Below are 12,350 nucleotides of genomic sequence, written 5' to 3'. Positions count from 1 at the left end.
GATATTAAATTCTGTAAAGGCTTAAAATAGTATTATATGGCTATTTGATGGTAAAAGAAAGCGCCCAGAAAAATGGGCGAACTATGAAGCCTTAGGAATCTCCGCGGTTATGCTCAGAAATTACGTGTTTAATAAATCCTTCTACGCGGATTTTTTCGTAGTCCGGAAGGCGAGCGTATTTTGACTTATCATAATTAATAAAATCAGCGCTTGATCTCGCAATCAGGTCAGAGACATCGCGGCCAAAGGTACTTGCAATACTTTCTAGTACGTCCAGGGTTGGAGATGTTTGCTTATTCAGTATTCGGCCGATTGTAGTTTGCCCAACGCCGGATGCCATTGCCAGCTTGGCCTGGGTATCCAGCGCGATGTTGTCGCGCATCCATTCATCAAGGCGTCTTGCAACTGTGCCTCTCAGGTCGGATGGTGTTCTTTTTGTTGGTGCCATAATCGAATGATCTTCGTGGGTAGTATCTATTTGTGTCATTGCTATATCCGTGGGTAATATTATGCGTTTTAGCCTAGCCTTGCAAGGCTACTTATATTCTTAATGTAGTTTTGCACAGAGCGATTAAATTTATCTACGGTAAAAACAAATAGGAATAACCAAAATGTTATCAAAATTACTCTTTTTTATTTTTGCCTAAAAAGTCGCAAGCATTGCAAAAAAATTCGTTTGTGGGTTAAAATTACCGCATAAGGGTTATTTGCAATCCGATTTATGAGGTAATTATGGCAAAGCAAGTTAAACAGGTAATAATCGGTGAAGACCAGCTTGAATACGTTCTGAAAAACGGAAATGTTCACTACTACATGGAGCGTGATCAGTTTTCGAAAGACAGCAAGGTTCCGAAGAATACGCTGAACAAAATCATGCAAGGCACAACAAAAGACCCATCTGTGCGCAATGTTCGTAAAATGTATCTCGCTTTGAAAAAACGCGAGGCGGCTATTTTGTTGCGTGACACGCGGCACCAAGAAAACTTGCAAAATGTTCCTGTCGCGATGTGAGTAAAACATGGGTGTAAATACTGATGCTGATCCGGGTAAGCTGAACGATACAGCTACTTGGCATAGTGGTGAATTGGTACCAGATGTAGTCGGAATGTATGAGAGAGATTCGACAAATACTGATGAGCGTACAGATCGAATTTTTAGCTATTTCGATGGCGAGGTCTGGAGAATTGGTGATGATTCAAAGGATACGAAAGTATCAGAGACAGCATCAAAGCATCAGTATTTACCATGGCGAGAAATTCGCTAGTCATAGTAATTGATGATGCACATCCTTAGAAAAGGGTGTGCTTTTTTTCGCGCTCGCGATAGCCATAAATGGCTTGAAATATTGATTTTTGTGTTTTTTTGCGGCAAATGTTGGTTGTTGGTAATGGGTGACATTTGCGGCCACCGCTTAATGGCTAGGAAGGCATGCCAGGTAGTTACACGCCTTCCAGAAATTTAGCAATTTTTTTGAAAGTTGAATGGGTGTCTCATGCGTGACTATGGAAAAGTTTATTCGGCATTTTGGACGAGTGAGGATACGCGTGCGCTTAGCGATGACGCTAGAACCTTGGCGCTCTATCTATTGACGTGTCCACATGGAAACATGCTTGGATGCTTCAGACTACCTTTGGCATACGCTGCTGAGGATGTTATGTGGGATATTGAAAGGGTATCGAAAGGGTTTGATGAGCTGACTTTTAAAGGGTTTATGCACCGTTGCAAAAGGACTTCATGGGTTTTTATTCAGCATTACTTGAAGTGGAACCAGTTTGAGAACCCAAATGTCGGTATCGCAGCTGGGAAAATGTTTGATGCAATAAGCCCGCCAAATGAGGTTAAAGCTATGCTGGCAAAGGCTCTTCGGGCTTTTAGCTCTGTGTTTCCGGTGGTGAAATTGGACAATTTTGAAGAAAAATATAAGGTGCCTGATAACCCTTTAGGAACCCTTTCGGACTCAGCTTTAAAACCAGAACCAGAGCCAGAACCAGAACCAGAGTCAAATAAAAACAATGTCGAGCTAAAGCCCGACGACGTGTCGACTATTTTCGATTTCTGGAAAAAAGTGATGGATTCGCCCAGGTCGGCTCTGGATTCCAAGCGAAAGGGTCTGATTCGTTCTGCGCTGAAGAGCTATTCGCCATCTGACATTTGTTTGGCTATCCGTGGATGCAGTAAAACTCCTCACAACATGGGGAAAAATACGCAGGGGGTGAAGTACAACGGCCTCGATGTGATCTTGAAGAGTGGGGACAACATTGACCGATTTATTCGCAATGACAAAGAGCTTTCGGGTCAGATGGGTGGCAGTCGGGCTGAAACGATTGAAGAAAAAAATGCTCGAATTGAACGTGAGTTCCTTGGTAGCCCGGATGTCACCGGCATCTGCGGAGTTGATGCTGTTCCGGCGTTGGAAATGGGGAGGACGTGATGCTTGATACGGAAAAGCCGGAGTTCCTACAGGCGCTGCGCCTATGCTTCGGCGCTTATGACAAGTCTATTCCGGAAACCTCGCATACTTGGTGGGATTTGCTGAGTCCGTATCCGCTGAAGGTGGTGGCTTCTGCATTGGCAATGTACGTTGTGAATCAGCCGGAATTTCCTCCGATTCCTGCAGCGATTATGAAGCGATGCAGAGAGATGGATGGGCGCCCGGGGGATGAGGAGGCTTGGGCTATCGCTTTGCGCAGTAAAGACCAGCGGGAAACTGTTGTTTGGACTGCGGAAATGGCCGAGGCGTTTGGGTTGTGTGAATCAATTTTGAATGTCGGCGATAAAGTCGGGGCTCGCATGTCCTTTAAAGAAAATTACAACCGCTTGGTTGCCAATGCTCGAATTCGCGCAGTCCCCGCCTCCTGGTCTGTGTCGATCGGCTTTGATAAAGATCGGCAAAGAGTCGCAATTGGTGATGCCCTTAGAAAGGGGCTTATTCGCAATGACAGCGAGTTCGCTCAGATTCTGCTTAATAGCCCCAGCACTCCAATTTTGCCGATGCTTTCAGCGCCGCCAGGTGCAGATGCCCAGAAAGATTATGAGCGGGAAAAAATCCAAGAAAATATACGACGAATGCGCGATCTGATATCGGGTATGGAGCCAGCAGATCAAAAGATCCACAGGATTTCTGAGGCTAGAATCGCTGCAGATAGAAAAGCACTGGAGCGCGCAAAAGCAGATGCAAAGAGAAAAACGATGCAATATAGGGAGCTACAGTGATGCGGCCATTCAATCTTAGTGAGCAATATCGCCATGAGTGCGAAGTTCGACTTCTGTGTCGGATGAGGTTGCAGTCGCGGAAATCATCTGAAGTTTCGGCATACCTTGAACTTGTTGGAAAGCGGCGCGGCGAAGAGGCCAAAGGTAAGTTAAACGGCGATTTTGTCCAGCAATTTAGCATGGGAAACGTTGGCAAGTGCGGTGTCTGGCTTGAAGCAAAAAATGTATTGGCATGACTAAAAATAGCCACAAAAGGCTTAAAAAATGCTAAAATGAATAATTAGGTCGAGAGGTATCTTGAATGGCTGGTAATGGAATTCGAATGTCTGTCAGCGAGTTCAATGCGTTGCAGTCAAAGGGGCGCCGCAGTGGGGCTAAGCAGCAAAGTGGCTCTAGCGCTGAGAAGACGATTGCTGCGAGGGATAGGTTTTTTTCTATCGGGCGAATTCCAAAAAGCCAAATGAACAAAACTGAAGCCGAGTATGCAGAAATTCTCGATAGGAAAAAGCTATCTGGTGAGGTTTTGGACTGGAAGTTTCATCCGATGAATATTCGGCTTGCTGACAACACGTTTTACGAGGTCGATTTCTTGGTCGTGATGGCGAATCTTGAGCTTCAGATTCACGAAACAAAGGGTTCATATACAACTCAGGTTGGTAACTTGAAGATCAAATTATGCGCAGAGGTGTTGCCCTGGTTTCGATTTATCAAGTGTATCAAACGTGCCAAGAAAGATGGTGGCGGGTGGGAGTTTCAGAATTATTGAAGTCGTTAGCTTTAGAAAAAGCTACATGATTTTATGGATCCGGCATAACAAATAATTTGAAGAATATCTGATGAATATGAAAAAAAATATTCCAAACCCTGGGTTGGCATTGATTGCTAGAAAGCAGCCATTGGGCAAAGCTGACGCCGATAAAATTGAGCTGATGTATTTGATTCATTTTGACACCCTCAAGCGAAATGCTTGTGGTGAAGTCGGGCGGAATCATATTGCTTTTTCAGTAGTAACTGGCATGTTTTTGGCGCGGATGACTAGGCATGCTTATCTCGACTCTGTTGCCGCAGCTGCATACGAATCGCTGCAGAAGGCATGGAAAAGAAGTGGCGACATACTGACGCTGACGACGGGCGAATACAAGAATTTATGCGCTTTCCATTCGTTCTATTTCAAGATTTTGCCCAATATTGAAACGGGTCTAGTCTCTGACTGCGCACGTTCTGCGCATCATCTCCTTGATCAGAATGTAAGGGTGGCAGCGTGAGCATTATTCAATTTCAGGCCAAATACATAAAAATGCTGAACTCCTTTGTCGCTAAGGGTGGTGCTCGTTATTACCTGGAGGGTGTTTTTATTTCCCCTCACAAGGATGGCGGTGCCGTATTGGTGGCTACAAATGGGCATGCGATGCTCTGCATCCGGGATGTTCTGGCAATCTGCGATCAAGAGATTAACTGCCGGATTGATTCGGATGCCGTTCGTAAGAGTGCTAAAAATTCACAGATTAAAGCCGGTGTTATGTGTCAAGTAGACACCGAAACGCAGCGTCTTATGTTGCTTGATGGCACATTTGAAATATACGTTCAGCCAAACAAGTGCTTGATTACCGGTGCGAAGTACCCGGTCTATCAGAGGGTGCTACCTGATTTCGCGGCGCTTACTGAGAAAGTGCCACAGGCTATTTCCATGAATGTTTTGGCGCATTTGTTTGGAATGGGGCTCAAGGACACTCGTATGCAGTCTGTTCGTTTTTGGAGTAGCGGTGATGAAAGTTCGCCTGTGATTGTTCAGTTTGGACTCGTTCCAGAAGCTGTTGCAATCATGATGCCAATGCGTGCTGTTGAGTGTTGCATGGATGGTCTTCTGAAGTTGGCTAAACATTTCCCCAAAGAATAATCAGGAGTATTTTTGATGAGTGAGTCAATTGTTACTTGTTTGTCGAATGGTCAGCTAGTTACAACATCCATCGATATTGCAAATGGGTCTGAACTCGATCATTCAAGTGTAATTAAGCTTGTTCGTACATATCTCGCAGATTTGGAAGAATTTGGCTTGGTCGGATTTGAAATCAGACCAAGATTGCCTGGCTCGCATGGCGGCGGGAATACCGAATATGCGCTATTGAACGAGCATCATGCAACATTGTTGTTTTCGTACATGCGCAACACCGAGGTTGTACGAAAGTTTAAGGTGAGGCTTGTCAGGGTGTTTTTTGAGATGCGCAACCAGCTTTCTGAAAAGGTATTTAGCGCCCCGAAGACGATGACAGAGGCCTTGCGGCTGGCACTTGCTCAGGCAGAAATTATTGAGGAGCAGGCTGCACAGATTGAGGCTACTAAGCCCCACGTTGAATTCGTAGAGAAATACGTTGACGCAACCGGCTCTAAGGGATTTCGGCAGGTTTGCAAGCTCCTTGGGGCAAATGAGTCTGATTTTAGGCGGTTTTTGAATGCGCGCCACATCATGTACAAGCTTGGCGACGGTTGGACTCCCTATCAGCCACACATTGACTGTGGACGTTTTGAAATCAAAGCTGGGACATCGAGCACTTCCAACCACGCATTCAACCAGGCTAGATTCACTCCAAAAGGTATCCATTGGATTGCCGGTGAATGGGCAAAGTTCCAGGTGAAAGATGCCTGTCCTACAGCCGTATAGTTGCGCCTACAATTATTCAAAAATGATTAAAACAAGCAAAAAAAGAATAAGTTATGAGTGAATATGCATTGCATCTTGGGGACTGCGTAGAAATAATGAAGAGATTCCCTGATAACAGCGTTGATTCAGTTGTTACCGATCCTCCTTACGAGATTGGATTTATGGGAAAGTCTTGGGACGCAAGTGGTATCGCTTATAACCCACAAATGTGGGCTGAAGTACTACGAGTGTTGAAGCCAGGCGGTCACTTACTGGCCTTCAGTGGTTCTCGTACTTATCACCGCATGACGTGCGCAATTGAGGATGCGGGCTTCCAGATACGCGATCAAATTATGTGGGTTTATGGGTCAGGATTCCCGAAGTCCAGAAACCTTGATGGGCAGTGGCAAGGCTGGGGCACCGCACTCAAGCCAGCACACGAGCCGATCTGTGTAGCGCGAAAGCCACTTGTCGGTACCGTGGCTGCGAACGTCCTGGAGTATGGCACGGGGGCGCCGAATATTGATGGGTGCAGGGTTGGTGATGACGCAGTAAAGACCCGCATCAACACGGCTATTCAAGGTGGTAGATTTTCCGCCGGTGATGGGCGTGGGCTTAGCCAGGAAGTTAGTGAACACGTCGGCCGCTGGCCGGCCAACTTAATCCACGACGGCAGTGATGAGGTGCTAGCCGCGTTCCCAGATGCGAAAGGCCAGCAGGGGAAAATTACTGGAAACGAACCAACTGCAAATGGTTTCAGTGGTGCAGTCAAATTCGGAGGAATGATTGGTCGTATTGCATCGCACGAACCTCGTATCGAGCTTGAAAAAAGTGCTGCCCGCTTTTTTTACTGCGCTAAAGCTAGCCGTAAGGATCGAAATGAAGGGCTTAAAAGTGGTGACGTTCCAGCTGTATCAACAAATGCAACTATGCGAGAGCGTGAGGATGCCGATTGGTCTGCGCGCAATGGAAACTACCATCCAACTGTCAAGCCGACTGAACTGATGAAATACTTGTGTCGCTTAGTCACCCCAGCGGGCGGAATCGTTCTTGACCCATTCATGGGGTCAGGAAGTACAGGCAAAGCAGCTGGTATCGAGGGATTTGATTTTATTGGTATCGAGTTATCTCCCCAATATTTGACTATTGCTGAGGGGCGCATTCAGAAGTCTTTTGAAAAAAGTAGATGTTTGTCGAATATAGGGAGCGCCCCTTTAGTTCAGCGGGATTTCTTCTTATAGACGTCTATGCCAAAAGTTTCACTTGTCTATTTTCTCCCCCCTGGTAGGTCGCAAGCCTGTCTAGTCCCATCAACACAGAAAGACCTAAAGGTCATTTCTAGGATCCAGCTTAGCCATGGCGATGTCGTCTCGTTCGATATAAAGAAGGAGCGCAACGGGAAGCATCATCGCCTGGTATTTCTTATGCTTCACTTCGTCTTTGAGAATCAATGTCGGTTTGACTCCGAGGATGCCTTGCGTTGGTTCTTGTCAATGCAAACGTCATTTGTCCGTGAGTATGTCGATGCTGCGACAGGTGAGGTTATTCGGGTACCTCGGTCATGGAGTTATGAAGAGATGGATGAGTTCGATTTCTCCTCGCTGCATAGTGAACTTGTAGACGTGATCATCAAATTTTTCTATCCAACAGAGAATGAAAGATGGCTTAAAAATTCTGTCAATGAGCTCGCTTTTTTGGATGGAGTGATGTCATTTATTTGACTAGCAAAACCCGTATTAAGCTATAATTATGCATAAACGAATATTAAGTTTGTTATGCTTAAAAGATCAGGATTCAAGAGCCGGGGCAGTGGATTTAAGGCTGCTGCTGGCGAGCTAAGGCGCTCGAAATTTAAGAAAAAACACACCAAGCGCAAAGAGGGCTATTCAAATCCAGATTATATGTCGAAGGTCGCCGCATTGGGCTGCGCAATATGCGCAATGCTTGGGTATGGGTGGGTAGCGTGCGAAGTTCACCATAGGCGCACGGGTACTGGTGGCGGGCGGCGAGCCAAGGACACTGATACATGCCCATTATGTCCCAATCACCATACTGGTTCAGATGGGATACATCAGGGCAGGAAAAACTGGGAACTCAGGTTCGGTGTTACGGAGCTGGGGTTGATAGAGGAAACGCAACAAAAACTAGGTTTTATAAGTGAGAGCTGAATGACACGAGTGATGCCTGAACTACACCCAATTGCCAACTTTCGCCGCGGTGCGGCTGCTCGCTTGGCATCTTCATTTCCGGAAGAGCCCATAAATGAAGTTGTGCGTAAGCGATTGATCCATGCTCGCAATTTAAATCGGCTTGACCAGATCGAAGCATCGCAACTCCTCGGGTACAAAAATTCATCCGCGCTCAGTAAGGTTGAGTCCGGATTTGCGAAGATACCTAAAGACTTCCTCATAAAAGCAGCGAAAGCATACGGCGTCAGCATGGATTACTTGATGGGGTTGCATGATGAGCCCGAGCGTGATCCAGAGACTGCGGAGCGTATGGCTATTCTCCGGGCTGTGCGAGAGCAGATCGCCGCGCAGAATGACCGAATGGTTACTGTTTTGCTTGCCAATGCTGCAGATATGACCCCGATGCAGGGGTATATGAGTAGCTTGCTCACATCAATGAATAAATGCTTCCTGGCGTTCGATACGGTTTGTCGTAGGAACTCACAGTTTGAAGAAGATGTAATTGCAGGCTCAACACTTCAAAGTGCTATTGATGAGGCGCACGCAGTTGTGCAGGCAGCAAATAAATTCATGGAGCGCCGGCAGGCACTCGTTTCCAATCGCGTCAATATGAGTCAGGCCAATAGCGATGAGGGCATGCTGGATCTATTTGGCGGCCAGTAGGGATAGGAATCAATGACTGATTGCCTGTTTTATTCGGCTGATGAAGCGGCGCAGTGTGCGCTGGAGTGGTGCTCTGTGCATCCAGGGTGGCAAAGGATATGTGATGTAAAGGATTTGGATACCCTTTACAAAGCCTTCTCAGAGATTTCGCCAACCGTTCGGGATTATTGGAACGGTAGAGGCGGGGAGCTGGAATGGCGACGTAATGCACTGCCTGTCCCGCGTTATGTCTATGGGTACGTATCTGGCGCGGGGGTGTTCTATAAATCAATTAGTTCTGTTCCAATGCACCATAGCTCAATGATGGTGTTTCAAACATCAAAATAGAAGTAAGAGGTATCTATGCCCATCAAGAAAACTACTGAGACTGATTCTAAAGACCGGGTACCTGTAAAATCGCAAAATAAGGCTACCCCTAAACGGTCATCAACTACGCCGAAAGCCAGTAAATCTGCGACTCAATCGAAATCGCAAGAAAAAAAGCCCATAAAAAAACCAGATAGTAAGCCAGCTACTAAGCGGCGCACGTCGACAGAAAAGGTGCTTGACCCATGGCGCCCGACAAAATACAAGCCAGAATACTGCCAGATGATGCTGGACTACTTCAATATTGAGGTTCACCGTGAGGTTGAGGTCGAAGTTAAGCCTGGCGTTTTCGAGAAGCGGCATATCACAAACACTTTTCCTACCATCACAAGGTTTGCGTCGAAAATCGGCGTAAGTAGAGATACTTTGTATGAGTGGGCATCGAAAAAAGATGAAAAAGGTAATTTAGTCCATCAACTCTTTTCCGACACGCTCACGCGATGCCAGGATCTACAGGAGTCATTGATGGTCGAGGGCGGACTATCTGGCGCATATGAAAGTCGCGTCCTGGTATTCATGGCGCCAAATCTGACGCGTCTAAAAAACAAAGTTGAGAGTGTTGCTGAGGTAGCGTTGACGGTCACTAGTACTGAAAAACTGAACGAAATCTACGACCAAAAAATGGCGGAGATTAAATCTAGTGCCGCAGCTGCATCGGGACGATATGAACGACTTGGATTGAATCAAAAGTAATGGCCGTAGCAAAGAAAAGTATTCTTGATGATCCGCGATACCTCCCGTTTGTTGAGAGGTATTGCGTTGATATAACGCGGTTTTGCATTGAAGTGATAGGCATGACACCAACCTTTCAGCAAGTCGAAATGTTTGAGTCTGTTGCTCCGTTTGGATCCAGAACTAGCGTCACATCGGGACATGGTACCGGTAAGACTGGCGGATATTCTGTTATCGCGCTGTGGCACTTATTTTGCTACTACACGTCAAATACATTTTTGCATGCTCCGAAGTTAAAAACCATTACCGATGGCGTTTGGAAGGAATTCGCAGCCCGTAAGACTGACATTCAAAAAGGTGCGCATGCTTGGATTGCGGATTACTTCGAGATTGAGAACCAGCGGGTCTATATCAAGGGCTTCAAGTTAAATTGGTTTATCTCGCCCAGGTCGGCGCCAAAAGGAAGTCCGGAGAACTTGGCCGGTGCCCACAATTACGCGCTGCTTTGGCTGCTTGATGAGAGCTCCGGCATTCCGGATGCAAACTGGGGTGTTATATCTGGATCGATGACAGATGCGCGAAATCGGGCGGTATGCGCATCCCAGCCAACTCGTCAGAGTGGTTTTTTCTATGACCAGCATCACTCCTTATCGAAAGAGGAGGGCGGTGTATGGAATGCCCTAAGCTTTAGCTCTATAGATTCCCCGCTTGTGTCTGATGAGTTCTTGATTGAGAAAAAAGCGCAATACTCGCTCGAGGAATGGTTAATCAAGGTGGTCGGCCAGTTCTGCGAGTTAGCAGGGAAGTACCTGACCGGTGCTGCATCTATTGAGGCTTGCGTAGGAAAGCAGGTCATTAGAGATGATGAGGAATATGGATGGTTTCTGCTAAGTGATATCGGTGGTGGCGGATATCGCGATGATACCGCTCTGATTGCTGCAAAAGTAATAGGCCATGGCGAATACGGCGCCGATGCGCGCAGAGTACAGATAGTCAGCGTGCCTCTTTGCTCAAACTCCAAAGACCCAAGCGACGTTTACGGCGACATCATTGTACAGTCGGGAAATCTGTCCAACTCTACGGCGATTATCGACGGCGGCGGCATTGGACTGAGCGTTATCAAGCAACTTGAGAAGAATGATTTTACGAACTTCGTTAAGGTGCTTTGGGGCTCGCCAAACTTCAAGACTGAATACAAGGAGCGGTATGTCAACCAGCGTGCGCAGGCATGCTGTGGCATCGCTCGTGCTGTCCAGGAGGGGCGCTTCGGGATTAATTCAGATATTCCAAAGTCAATAATCAAAAAGCTCATCAAACAAGGATCAAGAATCCCTTATCACTACGACGAGAAGGCGCGTCGCTATATTGAGAAAAAGGCGGACATGGCTGCTGACGGAATACCGTCTCCGGACTTGTGGGATGCATGTTCATTTGCATTTCTTGAAAATGCTAACTATCTGATCGCCGAGAGTGGTGCGAGCAGCGGCATTGTGGGTAGTGCGATTGAAAAGGCAGAAGCTGTTGCAGATGAGATGTTTGCGGACGCATAAAAATAAATAGCCATAAAAGAGTTTTTTTAGTTCCAAAAATAGCCTTATATGGCTATAATAAGTTTTATCAGGATTTAATTTGAACTTATTTAGGAACTCTCATGCTTGGAAATGCTGTTGGCCGCATGTCGGATGCTGACTTTTTCGATAGTGCTTTAATTTCGGTTGGCGCTGGTATTTTGGCAAATTCACCGAAACATTTAATGTTGAATCCCCAGGATATTTCTGAGACTGCAGCGACAGTCGCACTCCGAATGGTCGGTGTTAGAAATTCCAAATCTCTGGATCAGGCGCCAACCCGCGAAGCGGTTGTCAGCCAGTTGCATGACTTGGTTAAGTCGATCTTATGCAGCGATGTATCCGCAGAGCAGCTGAGAAAGTCTATTGCTTCTTCGTGCGCGCTTTTAGCCGAATTCGGGATATAAAACCCATGAAAGACATTATTCTTCTAATTTTGGCGCTGCTTATGTTTTGTACAGTTTCCTATGAAATAGGAAAACGGTCGCGTGAGCATTTGGCACCTATCGCCTCCTGCGATTTGCCAAAGCCGGATGAGTTGGCGTGTGCAAAGCATTGGTTTCGCAGCACGAACCTGGAAGAAGTTAAGCGTCGGGTTTGTGGGAGGAAATAATGGGTGCGATGAAATTCAACTCGCCTCGCGCACAGCTGCGGATTAAAAGGATCTGCGCCTTTATGTCCATCCCCAGGACTGTTCAGGAGGTGTCGGAGCATATCTGCATCTCTCGTCGCTGGGCTACCGGCTACATCTCGTTCCTGCGCGCTAACAAGCAAATTCACATAATTTCGTGGTCGCACATTGGTCAAAAGCACGATCTCTATCAGCCGGCATTCATTGTTGGCTCTGGTGCCGATGCAGCAAAGCCGAGAGCAATGACCGGCGCTGAAAAATCAAGGAAGTACCGAAACAGGCTTAAGCAAGACGCTGATCGCTTTGATGCATTTAATGCCCGGCGTAGAGCGATGCGTATTAAGCCGCGCCGGGATCAAATGGTGTCGGCATTTTTTGGCAGTCAACAGAGTGATTTTTTAAAAGGATAA

The 12,350-nt window shown here is 46.6% G+C and carries 18 protein-coding genes; 17 read left to right on the top strand and 1 reads right to left on the bottom strand.

Going from position 1 to position 12,350, the window contains the following annotated elements; genetic code table 11:
- Nucleotides 1-91: 91 nt before the first annotated feature.
- Complete coding sequence (locus tag EYB48_RS05820) at nt 92-487, bottom strand: helix-turn-helix domain-containing protein (RefSeq protein WP_162019353.1); 396 nt, start codon at nt 485-487, stop codon at nt 92-94.
- Nucleotides 488-732: 245 nt separating this feature from the next.
- Here EYB48_RS05820 and EYB48_RS05815 point away from each other — a divergent pair, with 245 nt between their 5' ends.
- The 17 genes from EYB48_RS05815 to EYB48_RS05740 all read left to right on the top strand — a co-directional run bounded on the left by EYB48_RS05815 (nt 733) and on the right by EYB48_RS05740 (nt 12,350).
- The gene (locus EYB48_RS05815) at nt 733-1,011 is read left to right on the top strand and encodes a hypothetical protein (RefSeq protein ID WP_162019352.1); all 279 of its coding nucleotides are present in this window, start codon (nt 733-735) and stop codon (nt 1,009-1,011) included.
- A gap of 7 nt (nt 1,012-1,018) precedes the next feature.
- Nucleotides 1,019-1,264: a hypothetical protein gene (locus EYB48_RS05810; RefSeq protein WP_162019351.1), complete on the top strand. Its 246-nt coding sequence runs from the start codon at nt 1,019-1,021 to the stop codon at nt 1,262-1,264.
- 390 nt (nt 1,265-1,654) lie between these two features.
- A complete protein-coding gene (locus tag EYB48_RS05805) occupies nt 1,655-2,431 on the top strand; it encodes a hypothetical protein (protein WP_162019350.1) in 777 nt (258 codons plus the stop codon).
- A complete protein-coding gene (locus EYB48_RS05800) occupies nt 2,431-3,213 on the top strand; it encodes a hypothetical protein (RefSeq protein WP_162019349.1) in 783 nt (260 codons plus the stop codon). Before EYB48_RS05805 ends, EYB48_RS05800 begins: the two co-directional genes overlap by 1 nt.
- Nucleotides 3,213-3,449, top strand: coding sequence for a DUF7696 family protein (locus EYB48_RS19575; RefSeq protein ID WP_456243315.1), 237 nt, complete (start codon nt 3,213-3,215; stop codon nt 3,447-3,449). The genes EYB48_RS05800 and EYB48_RS19575 overlap by 1 nt, the downstream gene beginning before the upstream one ends.
- 86 nt (nt 3,450-3,535) lie before the next feature.
- Entirely contained in the window at nt 3,536-3,979 is a 444-nt protein-coding gene (locus tag EYB48_RS05795; protein WP_202927680.1) for a hypothetical protein, read from the top strand.
- Nucleotides 3,980-4,049: 70 nt separating this feature from the next.
- Nucleotides 4,050-4,478, top strand: coding sequence for a hypothetical protein (locus EYB48_RS05790; RefSeq protein WP_162019348.1), 429 nt, complete (start codon nt 4,050-4,052; stop codon nt 4,476-4,478).
- Entirely contained in the window at nt 4,475-5,110 is a 636-nt protein-coding gene (locus EYB48_RS05785; protein ID WP_162019347.1) for a beta clamp domain-containing protein, read from the top strand. Before EYB48_RS05790 ends, EYB48_RS05785 begins: the two co-directional genes overlap by 4 nt.
- Before the next feature lie 15 nt (nt 5,111-5,125).
- A complete protein-coding gene (locus tag EYB48_RS05780) occupies nt 5,126-5,872 on the top strand; it encodes a phage antirepressor KilAC domain-containing protein (RefSeq protein WP_202927679.1) in 747 nt (248 codons plus the stop codon).
- A 53-nt stretch (nt 5,873-5,925) separates the two neighbouring features.
- The gene (locus EYB48_RS05775) at nt 5,926-7,092 is read left to right on the top strand and encodes a DNA-methyltransferase (protein ID WP_162019346.1); all 1,167 of its coding nucleotides are present in this window, start codon (nt 5,926-5,928) and stop codon (nt 7,090-7,092) included.
- 183 nt (nt 7,093-7,275) lie between these two features.
- Entirely contained in the window at nt 7,276-7,572 is a 297-nt protein-coding gene (locus EYB48_RS19515) for a hypothetical protein (protein ID WP_235934915.1), read from the top strand.
- Between the two features lie 54 nt (nt 7,573-7,626).
- On the top strand, nt 7,627-8,019 hold the full coding sequence (locus tag EYB48_RS19510; protein ID WP_202927678.1) for a Ref family recombination enhancement nuclease: 393 nt from the start codon (nt 7,627-7,629) through the stop codon (nt 8,017-8,019).
- The gene (locus EYB48_RS05760) at nt 8,020-8,703 is read left to right on the top strand and encodes a helix-turn-helix domain-containing protein (RefSeq protein WP_162019344.1); all 684 of its coding nucleotides are present in this window, start codon (nt 8,020-8,022) and stop codon (nt 8,701-8,703) included. It begins immediately after the preceding gene.
- A gap of 342 nt (nt 8,704-9,045) precedes the next feature.
- Nucleotides 9,046-9,762: a terminase small subunit gene (locus EYB48_RS05755; RefSeq protein WP_162019343.1), complete on the top strand. Its 717-nt coding sequence runs from the start codon at nt 9,046-9,048 to the stop codon at nt 9,760-9,762.
- A gap of 101 nt (nt 9,763-9,863) precedes the next feature.
- Nucleotides 9,864-11,291, top strand: coding sequence for a hypothetical protein (locus EYB48_RS05750; protein ID WP_162019342.1), 1,428 nt, complete (start codon nt 9,864-9,866; stop codon nt 11,289-11,291).
- Between the two features lie 101 nt (nt 11,292-11,392).
- Nucleotides 11,393-11,716 (top strand): hypothetical protein, encoded by a 324-nt coding sequence (locus tag EYB48_RS05745; RefSeq protein ID WP_162019341.1) that lies wholly within the window; start codon nt 11,393-11,395, stop codon nt 11,714-11,716.
- 205 nt (nt 11,717-11,921) lie between these two features.
- Nucleotides 11,922-12,350: a hypothetical protein gene (locus EYB48_RS05740; RefSeq protein WP_162019340.1), complete on the top strand. Its 429-nt coding sequence runs from the start codon at nt 11,922-11,924 to the stop codon at nt 12,348-12,350.

The sequence above is a fragment of the Cognatundibacterium crateris genome (genome assembly GCF_010078235.1).
In the GTDB taxonomy this organism is placed as follows: Bacteria; Pseudomonadota; Gammaproteobacteria; order Burkholderiales; family Burkholderiaceae_D; genus Undibacterium; species Undibacterium crateris.
This window is presented reverse-complemented; position numbering and strand designations above follow the sequence as displayed.

What these genes read in the sequence shown, in the direction of transcription:
- EYB48_RS05760 (WP_162019344.1), top strand. Translation starts at nt 8,020, where the DNA reads ATGACACGAGTGATGCCTGAACTACACCCAATTGCCAACTTTCGCCGC.
- EYB48_RS05790 (WP_162019348.1), top strand. Translation starts at nt 4,050, where the DNA reads ATGAATATGAAAAAAAATATTCCAAACCCTGGGTTGGCATTGATTGCT.
- EYB48_RS19515 (WP_235934915.1), top strand. Translation starts at nt 7,276, where the DNA reads ATGCTTCACTTCGTCTTTGAGAATCAATGTCGGTTTGACTCCGAGGAT.
- EYB48_RS05775 (WP_162019346.1), top strand. Translation starts at nt 5,926, where the DNA reads ATGAGTGAATATGCATTGCATCTTGGGGACTGCGTAGAAATAATGAAG.
- EYB48_RS05820 (WP_162019353.1), bottom strand. Translation starts at nt 487, where the DNA reads ATGACACAAATAGATACTACCCACGAAGATCATTCGATTATGGCACCA.
- EYB48_RS05750 (WP_162019342.1), top strand. Translation starts at nt 9,864, where the DNA reads ATGACACCAACCTTTCAGCAAGTCGAAATGTTTGAGTCTGTTGCTCCG.
- EYB48_RS05755 (WP_162019343.1), top strand. Translation starts at nt 9,046, where the DNA reads ATGCCCATCAAGAAAACTACTGAGACTGATTCTAAAGACCGGGTACCT.
- EYB48_RS05800 (WP_162019349.1), top strand. Translation starts at nt 2,431, where the DNA reads ATGCTTGATACGGAAAAGCCGGAGTTCCTACAGGCGCTGCGCCTATGC.
- EYB48_RS05795 (WP_202927680.1), top strand. Translation starts at nt 3,536, where the DNA reads ATGTCTGTCAGCGAGTTCAATGCGTTGCAGTCAAAGGGGCGCCGCAGT.
- EYB48_RS05805 (WP_162019350.1), top strand. Translation starts at nt 1,655, where the DNA reads ATGTGGGATATTGAAAGGGTATCGAAAGGGTTTGATGAGCTGACTTTT.
- EYB48_RS05745 (WP_162019341.1), top strand. Translation starts at nt 11,393, where the DNA reads ATGCTTGGAAATGCTGTTGGCCGCATGTCGGATGCTGACTTTTTCGAT.
- EYB48_RS05780 (WP_202927679.1), top strand. Translation starts at nt 5,126, where the DNA reads ATGAGTGAGTCAATTGTTACTTGTTTGTCGAATGGTCAGCTAGTTACA.
- EYB48_RS19510 (WP_202927678.1), top strand. Translation starts at nt 7,627, where the DNA reads ATGCTTAAAAGATCAGGATTCAAGAGCCGGGGCAGTGGATTTAAGGCT.
- EYB48_RS05815 (WP_162019352.1), top strand. Translation starts at nt 733, where the DNA reads ATGGCAAAGCAAGTTAAACAGGTAATAATCGGTGAAGACCAGCTTGAA.
- EYB48_RS05810 (WP_162019351.1), top strand. Translation starts at nt 1,019, where the DNA reads ATGGGTGTAAATACTGATGCTGATCCGGGTAAGCTGAACGATACAGCT.
- EYB48_RS19575 (WP_456243315.1), top strand. Translation starts at nt 3,213, where the DNA reads ATGCGGCCATTCAATCTTAGTGAGCAATATCGCCATGAGTGCGAAGTT.
- EYB48_RS05740 (WP_162019340.1), top strand. Translation starts at nt 11,922, where the DNA reads ATGGGTGCGATGAAATTCAACTCGCCTCGCGCACAGCTGCGGATTAAA.